Genomic DNA, 11,641 nt, shown 5'->3' on the forward strand with positions numbered 1-11,641 from the left:
GCTGTTATTGGTTACGCGTCACGCGCCACACCGTGTTGGCCAAGTCATCCGCAATGATCAGCGCACCTTTGGGGTCCACCGTCACGCCCACCGGGCGGCCACGGGTCTTGCCGTCGTCGCCACGGAAGCCGGTGGCGAAGTCAACCGGCTCACCCGCCGGTTTGCCATTGCTGAACGGCACAAAGATCACCTTGTAGCCCACCGGATTCTCACGGTTCCAACTGCCGTGCTCGCCGACGAACACGCCGTCGGCGAATTTTTCGCCCATGGCCGGGATGGAAAAGTCCACACCAAGTGCCGCCACGTGAGAGCCCAAGCTGTAATCCGGCTTGATCGCAGCAGCGACTTTGGCTGGGTTCTGTGGTTGCGCGCGCGGGTCGACGTTCTGGCCCCAGTAGCTGTAGGGCCAACCGTAGAAGGCACCTTCACGCACCGACGTCAGGTAGTCCGGCACGAGGTCGGGGCCGAGTTCATCGCGTTCATTGACCACTGTCCACAGTTGCCCGGAGTCGGGTTGAATGGTCAGCGCCGTGGGATTGCGCAGCCCGGTCGCGTAGGGCTTGTGCGCGCCGGTGGCGGCGTCGATCTGCCAGACCATGGCGCGGTCGATCTCCACTTCCATGCCGCGTTCGGTGACGTTGCTGTTGGAGCCGATGCCCACGTACAGCTGGCGCCCGTCGGCACTCACGGCCAGGGACTTGGTCCAGTGGTGGTTGATCTGTGCCGGCAGGTCGGTGACTTTGACCGGCGCACCGCTGGCCTTGGTCTGGCCGTCGGTGTAGTCGAAACGCACCAGCGCATCCTGATTGGCGACGTAGAGCTTGCCGTCCGCAAATGCCAGGCCATAGGGCGCGTTGAGGTTGTCGGCGAACACGGTTTTCAGCTCGTAGGTGCCGTCACCGTCGGCATCGCGCAGCAGGGTCAGGCGGTTGCCGCTCTTGACCTTGGTGTTGCCCTCGGCCTTGATCAGGCTGGCGATCACATCCTTGGGCTTGAGCTTGGCCGCACTGCCGCCACGGCCTTCGGCGACGAGGATGTCACCGTTGGGCAGCACCAGGGTCTGGCGCGGGATGGCCAGGTCGGTGGCGATGGCCGTGACGCTGTAGCCTTCGGGCACTTTGGGTTTCTGATCGCCCCATGGCGCGGGCTCGGCGATCTTCATGCTCGGCAGCAGGCTGCTTTGTTGTTCCGGCAATTTGGGATCAGGGCCGCGGGCCTGGGTTTTATCGCCTTCGCCACCGCAGGCGCTTAACAGCAGGGTGGCACTCAACAGGGTCAATGTGCTGGAGGTTTTCATTTCACACCTCCCGAACGCAGGCCGGTCCAGGTCGCTGCGAGCGTCAGCAGCATCACGATCGCCGACAACACCAGGCCGGTCGGCATGGAGGCGTAAGCGTCCTTGGCGTGTTGGAACGCGTTGACCAGACCGAGTATCCAGGTGGCCAACAACAGCAGGACATACCGAGTAGGTTGCCCGGCCTTACGCTCGGCGCGCAGCAGGTTGACCAGTGCAAACAGCAGCGCAAAACCACCGAATACCAACGCACCGGCGATCAGCCAGGAGGCGAAGTTCGCCCACTGGATCTGGTAGGTCTGGGTGTAGGCGATGTCACTGAGCAACGCGCCAAGAAACAGCGGCACGGTGCCGGCGAGCAAGGTCGCATGCAGCGGACCTGGCGTGGGGCGATAGGTGGAGAGGGTAGTCATGGGGGGGCGGCTCCTTTTTATCCAACGCCCCTGGGCGGGGCAGCGCATAGGAAATGAGCGCGGCGCTTGTCGGAAAGTTCAGGTTGATTGGTGTCTAAATATTATGAGCCCGCTGCCAGAGCCCATGCATAAGGCCGTATCATCGTGTACTTTCCTTTCGCCAGGCGCCTCTATGACACACCCTCGCATTGGCTTCGCATGCCAGTACAAGCACCCCGAACGCCTATTGTCGCCCAGCGCCCTCAAGCTGATCGAAGGCCCGTTCAACCCCCGCACGACCACCTTGCGCTGGATGGACGGGGTTACGCCGCAGGTCGCCCGCGAAAAATTGGTCGAAGTGGTCACCCATAATCTGGCAGCGCAATTGCGCCTGTTGGCCTATGTCGCCCAACTGCCGCCAACCTTGCGCATGCTGCGCTTGAGCAGCGACCTGCTGCCGTTCTACAGCCATCCGAAAGTCGCCGACGTCTATAAAGATCCCGCCATCGAGCGCCAATTGATTGAAGGTTTCGCCGCCATCGGCGAGCTGGCGCGTGCCTCGGATATTCGGCTGTCGTTCCACCCTGGCCAATACTGCGTGCTCGGTTCGGAAAACCCCGGCGTGGTTGAAAACAGCCTCGCCGAATTCGAATACCACGCCGACATGATCCGCATGATGGGCTACGGGCGGCAGTTCCAGGACCTCAAGTGCAACGTGCACATCGCCGGACGCCTGGGCGTTGAGGGCACTCGCGCGGTGTGGTCGCGCTTGTCTGAGGTGGCGCGCAACTGCATCACCTTCGAGAACGATGAAAAGACCTACGGGCTCGACCACTGCCTGCAAGTCGCCGATCTGGCGCCGGTGGTGCTCGATATTCACCACTGCTGGATCAACGAAAACGAGTACATCGATCCCAGCAGCGAACGCGTCACTCGCGTGATCGACAGCTGGCGCGGCGTGCGGCCGACCATGCATTACTCCCAGCCCCAGGAAGTCCTCCAGGAACTGGGCTTCGACGCCGAGCACAAGTTGGAAATGGACGCGCTGTTGCAGGTGGTCTCCAAGCGTGACCTGTATGCCCACAGCGCGCAGATGTGGAACCGCTGGACCAACAACTACGCGCTGCAGTTTCTGGAGCGCTTCGACATCATGTTGGAATCCAAGGACAAAAACGTGGCAGCGCTGGCGTTTTATGAGCACTGGAAGAGACAGTCGTGATGATGTCGAACAGCTCGGGTATTGACCCGGATGGCTATATCCTAAGCGTCCCCCACAACCCTATGCAGCCTGAGTTCCAGGCATTGCTTGAGGATGTCTGCGCTTCGCTGTCGCCGGATGATTTGGGGCTGGACAGTCTCTATCTGTACGGCAGTGTCGCAAGGGGAGACGCCACGCCCGGTGTCTCTGACCTGGACCTCACGCTGGTGCTGCGCGAACCGCCCACCGCGCCGCTGCTGGCGCGTCTGGAAGCGATTCGCCGGGCGTTGGAGCAACGGCACCCGCAAGTCATTAAGGTCGATTTTGACATCGGCAGTCGTGGGCAAGTGTTAGCGGCTGACAACAGCAACAGTTGGGGCTTCTGGCTCAAGCACCATTGCCGCTGCCTGTGGGGCAATGATCTTTCCCTGCATTTCGAGCGGTTTCGGCCGTCCCGCGACATTGCCGTGGCGTTGAATGCCGACTTTGAACACGTGCTGGCCGGCTACCTCACGCGTATTGCGCAAGCCGCTACCCAGCAGGACCGATTGCGCTTGCAGCGTGAGGCGTCGCGCAAGGTTGTGCGTGCCACGCATGTGTTGCGCTCGGAAGATGCGACAACGTGGCCACAGACACTCGAAGAGCATGTTGCACTGTTCGTCAGACGTTATCCGACGATGATCACGCAGGTGGCGTTCTTTCTGTTTGAAGCGCGAAATCCTGAAGCCGAAGTCGACAACTTCACGATCCGGCTGCAGACATTTCTGGGTTGGATGGCCTCGCAACAGCAATAAAGGTGTTGGCCGTGAGGCCGCCACTGCAGCATGGCCATCTCCACACTTTCTAAAGACCAACACATGACCCAGTAGTGAGCGGGCTTGCCCCGCGCTGGGCTGCGAAGCAGCCCCAAAACCTGGCAACGCGGTTTTACTAAGAAATCACGGCGGTCTTAGTGGGGCCGCTCCGCAGCCCAGCGCGGGGCAAGCCCGCTCACCACAAGAGCGTCGTTTTGTCAGGTTATGTATTCACCACAGATGTGTAGATGCCCACGGCCATTGCAGCATGGCCATCTCCATACTTCCTAAGACCAACACATAACCCTGTGGTGAGCGGGCTCGTCCCGCGCTGGGCTGCGAAGCAGCCCCAAAACCTGCCAACGCGGTTTTACTAAGAAATCACGGCGGTCTTAGTGGGGCCGCTCCGCAGCCCAGCGCGGGGCAAGCCCGCTCACCACAAGAGCGTCGTTTTCTCAGGTTATGTATTCACCACAGATGTGTAGATGCCCACGGCCATTGCAGCATGGCCATCTCCACACTTCCTAAAGGCTGACAGATAACACTTTGTGGTGAGCGGGCTTGCCCCGCGCTGGGCTGCGAAGCAGCCCCAAAACCTGGCAACGCGGTTTTACTGGGCCAACGCGGTGGTCTTATTGGGGCCGCTCCGCAGCCCAGCGCGGGGCAAGCCCGCTCACCACAATAGCGTCGTTTTCTCAGGTTATGTCTTCACCACAGATGTGTAGATGCCCACGGCCATTGCAGCATGGCCATCTCCATACTTCCTAAAGGCTGACACATAACACTTTGTGGTGAGCGGGCTTGCCCCGCGCTGGGCTGCGAAGCAGCCCCAAAACCTGCCAACGCGGTTTTACTGGGCCAACGCGGTGGTCTTATTGGGGCCGCTTCGCAGCCCAGCGCGGGGCAAGCCCGCTCACCACAAGAGCGTCGTTTTGTCAGGTTATGTCTTCACCACAGATGTGTAGATGCCTACGGCCATTGCAGCATGGCCATCTCCATACTTCCTAAGACCAACACATAACCCTGTGGTGAGCGGGCTTGCCCCGCGCTGGGCTGCGAAGCAGCCCCAAAACCTGGCAACGCGGTTTTACTGGGCCAACGCGGTGGTCTTATTGGGGCCGCTTCGCAGCCCAGCGCGGGGCAAGCCCGCTCACCACAATAGCGTCGTTTTCTCAGGTTATGTCTTCACCACAGATGTGTAGATGCCCACGGCCATTGCAGCATGGCCATCTCCATACTTCCTAAGACCAACACATAATCCTGTGGTGAGCGGGCTTGCCCCGCGCTGGGCTGCGGTTGATCAATGTGCTTGCCAAGCCTCAGGACTTGAAGCGTCCCACCAAGCCATTGAGCTCATCCGACAAATTCGACAAGCGCCCCGAGTCGTCCTGCGCTGAGTTGGCCAGGCTTTCCACCAGGCGCGCTTCGTCGTAGATCTGCTGGATATGCCGGTTGATTTCTTCGGCCACGCTGTGTTGTTCCTCGGCGGCGGCGGAGATTTGCAGGTTCTGATCGCGGATCTCGTTGACCGACAACTGGATGCCTTCAAAGCTGTCCCGCGCGCTTTCAATGGACGACACACTGGCCCGTGACAGGTCTAGGCAACTGCCCATTTTTTGCGTGACTTCCTGGGTCTTGTTTTCCAGGGTGCCCAGCAGGTTTTCGATTTCGCCGGTGGAGTCGGAGGTGCGCTTGGCCAGCGCCCGTACTTCATCGGCCACTACCGCAAAACCACGGCCCTGATCACCGGCGCGGGCTGCTTCGATGGCGGCGTTGAGCGCCAGCAGGTTGGTCTGTTCGGCAATCGCGCGGATGGTGCCGATGATCTGGTTGATGCTGCGGCTGCCGGCTTCGAGTTCGACCATGGCGTCGGACGACTCGGTCAGACGGCGGCCTAGGCGGTTGACGTTATCGGTGGTGACTTCGATCTGTTGCTTGCCCTCGGCCACACGGCGATGGCCGTTCTCCGCCGACTCTGCCGCGCTGCTGCAGGAGCGCGCGACTTCGTTAGCGGTGGCGACCATTTCGTTGAATGCAGTGGACACCAGTTCCACGGCCTCGCGCTGGCGCCCGGCGGCTTCGTTCATGTTGTGCGCCACTTCGCTGTTGACCTTGGAGGCGTTGTGCAAATTGGCCGAGGCCGCGCCGATGTGCTGGATCAATTGGCGGATGGCGGCGAGGAACTTGTTGAACCAGCCAGCGAGTTCAGCGGTTTCATCCTTGCCCTGCACGTGCAGTTCGTGGCGCAGGTCGCCTTCACCCTCGGCAATCGACTGCAAACCGGTACTGACCTGGCCGATGGGCTTGACGATCACTTTGGAAAACGCCGCCGCGAGCACGCCGAAGATCAGCACCAGCACGCCGACGATGACGGCGGTGAGGTAGGTCATGCGCGTGGCTTCGGCCATGACTTCGCGGTGTTCGATCAGGCCGATATAGCGCCAGCCCAGGCCGGGGGAGGTCCACACGTTGGCCATGTAGCGCACGCCGTTGATTTCCACTTCGGTAGAACCCTGGGGTGTCTCGGCCAAGTGCGCATAGGCGGCACCCAGCTCCTTGAGCGGCTTGAAGCTGTGGGCGGCGTCGCGCGGGTCGACCAGCACCACACCGTCCTCGATCAGCATTACGTAGCCGCTTTCGCCGAGCTTGATGCTCTTGACCAACTCGGTGAGGTTCTTCAGCGACACGCTGACCACGAACACACCCTTGGCCTTGCCGGCGTTATCCAGCAATGCCCGCGCGGTGCCCACCAGGGCCACGTCGTCTTTGTCGTAATAGTACGCCGGGGTGCGCACGGTCTTGCCGGGGCTGGCCATCGCGGCCTTGTACCAGGGGCGTGTGCGTGGATCGTATTTAGCCAGTTGTGGATCATCGGGCCATTTGACGTAGGTGCCGTCTTCCAGGCCGATGGACAGGATGGCCGCCGCCGGATGGGTGGCGCCAAACCGGGCGAATCGGTCGATCACCTCTTGCGCGGCCGCAGGCATCGGTTGGCTGGCGGCGTCGGCGGGTTGGTAATTCTTGAGGGTGTTGACGGAGGTGTATACAGGATCCGTGGCCATTTGATCGACGTTCTGCAGCGTGCCGTCGAAGAACTGACGGATATTGCCATCGATCTGGCGGATTTCGCGGGTGCTACCGTCGATGAATTGATCGACCGCCTGGGTCCGCGTGTTCATGACAGAGATCACCGCCACCAGGCTGACCGGGATAAACGCGACAGAGACAAACGCCAGTACAAGCTTATTTTTTATTTTCATCGAGACGACCATCAGCACGGAGGGTGGTGAAACCGTCGCATTCTGCACCCGCAGCGCGGCGATTTGCTATCACCGCTGTTTCGGCTAGATTCCGGCAAATCTTTAGGGTTTTTTGTACACAATACAATCGGCGATTGTTCTGTATCCAATCAGTAGACATCACGCAGATAACGCTTCTGCTCACTCAGTTGGCGCCAGTACTCCACGGCGTCCTCTACGCCCAGTCCGCCGTGGGTATTTGCGACCTGGCGCAGTGCTTGGTCAACGTCCTTGGCCATATGGCTGGCATCCCCGCAGATGTACAGCTTGGCGCCGTCCTGCAACCAGCGCCACAGCTCGGCGCCGTGTTCGCGGATGCGGTCCTGCACGTAGATCTTCTGCGCTTGGTCGCGGGAAAACGCCAGGCTCAGATGAGTGAGTAGGCCGTCGCGCTGCATGCCTTGCAGTTCGTCCTGGTAATAAAAATCGCTGGCGGCGTACTGCTCGCCAAAAAACAGCCAGTTACGCCCCTGATGCCCCAGGGCCCGACGCTCCTGCAAGAACGCACGGAACGGCGCCACACCGGTGCCGGGACCGATCATGATCATCGGCACGTCACCGTCGTTGGGCGTGCGGAAGTGTTTGGACGGCTGCACAAACACCGGCACTTCGCCGTCGCCGACGCGGTCGGCGAGGAAGGTGGAGGACACGCCTTTGCGCTTGCCATAACGCACGGCGGCCACCGTCAGGTGCACTTCGTGGGGATGGGCCTTGGCACTGGAGGCAATCGAATACAGACGCGGTTGCAGACGTTTGAGGGTGCCCAGTAGCTCGTCCGCCGAGCAGTCGATGGGATATTGCTGCAGCACATCCGTGAGCTGTCGGCCCCATAGCCAGTCTTTGAGTTCAGCCTTGCGCTCGGGCCGCAGCAGTTGTTCCAGGCCCGGATTGGCACTGCGCTCGGCAATAAAGGCCAGGGTCTCGCTGCCAGGACGGGCGATCTCGAAGTGCTGGGTCAGCGCCTGTTGCAGCGATACCTCACCAAAGGTGTCGATGTTTACCGAGGCGCTGGCGCTCAGGTGGGTCAGCTCCAGCAGTTCGCTCACCAGTTCCGGGCAGTTGCGCGGCCGCACACCGAGGGCGTCTCCGGCTTCGTAGGTCAGGCCGGAGTCCGCCAGGTCCAGGGCGAATTGGCGAGTTTCCTTGTGGGCGTTCTGGGGGTTCAGGTGCCGGTTGAGCAGCAGGCGTGATTGATGCAGTTTGGTTTTGCCGGCGGGTGTGGCGGCCAGTGTGACGGGCTTTGCCGGGTTGAGGGTTTGCTGCAACTTCGTCAGCCAGGCATCGGCGCGTTCTTCGAATTCGGTATCGCAGTCGACGCGTTCCAGCAGGCGTGTGGCACCCAGTTCCACTAGGCGCTGGTCAAGCCTTTTGCCGTGCTTGCAAAACTGGTCGTAATTCGGATCACCCAGGGCCAGTACGGCAAAGCGCAGGGACTCCAGGCGCGTGTCGACGGTGCTGAGGCTGTGCCAGAAACCTTCGCCATTGTCCGGTGGGTCGCCGTCGCCAAAGGTGCTGCTGATCAGCGCCAGGTTCCGGGTACTCGCCAGTTTGCTCGTCGGGAAGTCCGCCATGGCGCTCAGCTCCACGCTGATGCCCGCTTCGCGCAGGCGTTTGGTGAAGCGCTCGGCCAGGGCTTCGGCGTTGCCGGTCTGCGAGGCCCACAACAGGGTGACGTCCGGGGAGGGGAGCGGTGCAGCGCCTGTGCGACTGAACAAACCACCGAGCAACCCGTCCAGCCACAAGCGGGTGTCCTGGGCCAATGGCGCGCTTGCCGGCATCACCGGGACGCCAGCGTCCTGCCGCGTGGTGCTGGAGTGCAGGCCACTGAGGAAGCCGGCGAGGTAGGTGCGTTCACTGTCGCTCAGTGACGGCGCCGGCCTGTTACGGATACCGGTGAGATCAGCGAAGGCGTCAAGGCGCGACATGGTGAGGTCCTCCGGAAGGTCATGGGAAGTGGGCGCCGGTTGGTCGAGGAATTGATGGTCGATCAGCTCGACTCGGGCCAGCGCGACCGCGCAGCACTTGAACTCGGGCTGCAGGGAAATCGGGTCGACGGCATCGTTGGTCACCGCATTGATCGCCAAGTGCTCGCCAAACACATCGTTCCAGTGGAAGGGCGCAAAGCAGTTGCCGGGCCGCACGCGGTCAGTGATCACCGCAGGCAGCACGGCACGCCCACGCAAGGAGCGCACCTCCACCGGATCCTTGGCCGTGATGCCGAGGCGCGCGGCATCGTCGGGATGGATCTCCACGAACGGGCCGGGGTTGAGTTTGTTCAGGGTGGCGACTTTGCCGGTCTTGGTCAGGGTGTGCCACTGGTGCTGCAGGCGGCCGGTGTTGAGCACGAAAGGGAAGCGGTCGTCGGGCATTTCCGCAGGCGGCATATGGGGGCGCGGAAAGAATTGGCCTTTGCCGCTGTCGGTGGCGAATCTGAGCGTGCCGGTATTCAGGTAGCGGATCGGGTTTCGGTCTGCGCCGTCGGCTGAAGGGCAAGGCCATTGCAACGGTTGTTCACGCAGGCGCGCATGGCTGGCGCCGCGCATGTCATAGCCGGTCTTGGGGTTCCAGGCGCGTTTGATTTCTTCGAACACGTCGGCTGCGCTGGCATACGTGAACGCGTCGGCAAAGCCCATTTCACAGGCGACACGGGCGATGATCTTCCAGTCCGGCAAGGTTTCACCGGGTGCATCGACGGCCTTTTGCATCAGGGTCAGGTTGCGCTCGGAATTAATCATCACCCCTTCGGCCTCGGCCCACAGCGCGCCGGGCAGCAGGATGTCGGCGTAGCGGTTGGTCTCGGTGTCGAGGTAGGCGTCCTGGGTGATCACCAGTTCTGCTGTGCGCAAACCGTCGATAGCGGTTTGGCGATTGGGCACGCTGGCCACCGGGTTGGTGCAGATGATCCAGCAGGCTTTGATCTGACCGGCGGCCATCTGTTCGAACATCGCCACGGTGCCGTTGCCGGCTTCGCGCGGCAGGTGGCCAGGCGGGATTTGCCAGAGGTCTTCGATAAATGTGCGGTCGGCGTCGACCATGACCGAGCGCTGTCCTGGCAGGCCCGGGCCCATGTAGCCCATTTCGCGGCCGCCCATGGCATTGGGTTGGCCGGTGAGGGAAAACGGCCCGCTGCCCGGGCGGCAAATCGCGCCGGTGGCCAGGTGCAGGTTGCACAAGGCGTTGGTGTTCCAGGTGCCATGGGTGCTTTGGTTGAGGCCCATGGTCCAGCAGCTCATCCACTCGGCGGCCTGGCCGATCCAGTCGGCGGCTTGGCGGATATCCGCTTCGGCCAAACCCGTGATGGCAGCGACGCTGTGGGGCGGGTAGTCCTCAAGAAAACCGGGCATAACCTCCCAACCTTCGGTGAACGTGGCGATAAAGCCGGGGTCGGTGTGGCCGTTTTTCACCAGCAGGTGCAGCAGGCCATTGAGCAGCGCGAGGTCGGTGCCGGGTTTGATCGGCAGGTACAGATCAGCTTTGTCGGCGGTGGCGCTGCGCCGGGGGTCGACCACGATCAGCTTCGCCCCGGCCTTGACCCGGTCCATCATGCGCAGGAACAAAATCGGATGACAGTCAGCCATATTGGCGCCGATCACGAAGAACAGGTCGGCGCGGTCAAAGTCTTCATAGGAACCCGGTGGCCCGTCGGAACCGAGGGACAGCTTGTAGCCGCTGCCGGCACTGGCCATGCACAACCGCGAGTTGGATTCGATATTGCTGGTGCGCACAAACCCCTTGGCCAATTTGTTGATCAGGTACTGCGCCTCCAGGGACATTTGTCCGGACACGTAGAACGCCAACGCATCGGGGCCGTCACGGTCGAGGATATGGCGCAAACGGCCGGCGGTTTCGCTGATGGCGGTGTCCATGGCGACCCGCACCGGGTCGTGATCGCGCTGCTCACGCAGGTAAGCGTTTTCCATGCGCCCGGACTCGGCGATGGCTTGGCCGCACGTAGTGCCTTTGGTGCACAGGCGGCCAACGTTGGTGGGGTGGGCCTTGTCGCCGATCACCTTGACCACCTTATTGTTTTCCACTTGCATCACGATGCCGCAGCCGACGCCACAATAAGGACACACGCTACGTACGCTTTGGTTTGCCATCCGTCACCCTCTAAACTTTTTTACCCGCCAACAAAAAAAGCGCCCTGCAACCCTCCGTTTGGAAACGGGGGTTGCACGGCGCCTTTGTCGTGAATGGGCAATCAGCGTTGACTGCTTTATGCAGGTGTTCCTAGCAAGTCACGCGCCAGGTTTTTTCGAACGCTGCAATGGGTGCTTTTTTGTGAAGAACCGGGTTGTTCTGGTGACCTGGCTGTTGGGGTGTGCGGGCTAGTCGAATCGTCGCACCGGCCGCGCTGGGCTGCGAAGCAGCCCCAACACTCATCAGCCAGGAAATTGATGATGCAAGTGCGCCTTTTTGATGCAACACGCACCAGTTGGATGCGCAATCCACGCTGTCCAGGCAACGCGACGGGACTGCAGCGGCGCCACGTACGGCTCCGCGGCCGATTGGCACAGAGCCTGCAAGCTCCCCGTCAACCCCACTCGGTCAACGACGATCGACAGGCCATTGAGGTCATGGGCATAAAGCGATGGATCCGGCGAAGTCGTCCGAACAGATCCCGCATAAGAACAGGCAAAGACGCCTGGAACCGCAAGGTTTCA

General features: G+C 61.5%; 6 protein-coding genes and 1 pseudogene. 2 read left to right on the forward strand and 5 right to left on the reverse strand.

The annotated features are described in order from the left end of the window. Window positions 1–4: 4 nt before the first annotated feature. Window positions 5–1,297 carry a PQQ-dependent sugar dehydrogenase gene (locus tag AB4N82_RS23050; protein ID WP_122765238.1) on the reverse strand — a complete coding sequence of 431 codons (1,293 nt, stop codon included), beginning with the start codon at window positions 1,295–1,297 and terminating at the stop codon, window positions 5–7. Continuing rightward, window positions 1,294–1,707 carry a DUF2231 domain-containing protein gene (locus AB4N82_RS23055; protein WP_032885312.1) on the reverse strand — a complete coding sequence of 138 codons (414 nt, stop codon included), beginning with the start codon at window positions 1,705–1,707 and terminating at the stop codon, window positions 1,294–1,296. Before AB4N82_RS23055 ends, AB4N82_RS23050 begins: the two co-directional genes overlap by 4 nt. A 172-nt stretch (window positions 1,708–1,879) precedes the next feature. Here AB4N82_RS23055 and AB4N82_RS23060 point away from each other — a divergent pair, with 172 nt between their 5' ends. Next, window positions 1,880–2,905, forward strand: coding sequence for a UV damage endonuclease UvsE (locus AB4N82_RS23060; RefSeq protein ID WP_032885311.1), 1,026 nt, complete (start codon window positions 1,880–1,882; stop codon window positions 2,903–2,905). A 2-nt stretch (window positions 2,906–2,907) separates the two neighbouring features. After that, window positions 2,908–3,678, forward strand: a complete 771-nt coding sequence (locus AB4N82_RS23065) for a nucleotidyltransferase domain-containing protein (protein ID WP_442117547.1) — start codon at window positions 2,908–2,910, stop codon at window positions 3,676–3,678. A 1,319-nt stretch (window positions 3,679–4,997) separates the two neighbouring features. Here the strand turns inward: AB4N82_RS23065 and AB4N82_RS23070 are convergent. From AB4N82_RS23070 to AB4N82_RS23080, 3 genes and pseudogenes are all read right to left on the reverse strand, one after another. Then, window positions 4,998–5,765: a methyl-accepting chemotaxis protein gene (locus tag AB4N82_RS23070; protein WP_371260683.1), complete on the reverse strand. Its 768-nt coding sequence runs from the start codon at window positions 5,763–5,765 to the stop codon at window positions 4,998–5,000. An 87-nt stretch (window positions 5,766–5,852) separates the two neighbouring features. Next, window positions 5,853–6,950, reverse strand: a pseudogene (locus AB4N82_RS23075) (cache domain-containing protein); the annotation flags it as partial. A gap of 137 nt (window positions 6,951–7,087) precedes the next feature. After that, on the reverse strand, window positions 7,088–11,077 hold the full coding sequence (locus tag AB4N82_RS23080; RefSeq protein ID WP_122765236.1) for a molybdopterin-dependent oxidoreductase: 3,990 nt from the start codon (window positions 11,075–11,077) through the stop codon (window positions 7,088–7,090). Window positions 11,078–11,641: the final 564 nt, after the last annotated feature.

This window comes from Pseudomonas sp. H1_D04, assembly GCF_054683855.1.

Excerpts from the sequence above, each read along its gene's own strand:
- AB4N82_RS23050 (WP_122765238.1), bottom strand. The coding sequence starts at position 1,297 with ATGAAAACCTCCAGCACATTGACCCTGTTGAGTGCCACCCTGCTGTTA.
- AB4N82_RS23055 (WP_032885312.1), bottom strand. The coding sequence starts at position 1,707 with ATGACTACCCTCTCCACCTATCGCCCCACGCCAGGTCCGCTGCATGCG.
- AB4N82_RS23060 (WP_032885311.1), top strand. The coding sequence starts at position 1,880 with ATGACACACCCTCGCATTGGCTTCGCATGCCAGTACAAGCACCCCGAA.
- AB4N82_RS23065 (WP_442117547.1), top strand. The coding sequence starts at position 2,908 with ATGTCGAACAGCTCGGGTATTGACCCGGATGGCTATATCCTAAGCGTC.
- AB4N82_RS23070 (WP_371260683.1), bottom strand. The coding sequence starts at position 5,765 with ATGAACGAAGCCGCCGGGCGCCAGCGCGAGGCCGTGGAACTGGTGTCC.
- AB4N82_RS23080 (WP_122765236.1), bottom strand. The coding sequence starts at position 11,077 with ATGGCAAACCAAAGCGTACGTAGCGTGTGTCCTTATTGTGGCGTCGGC.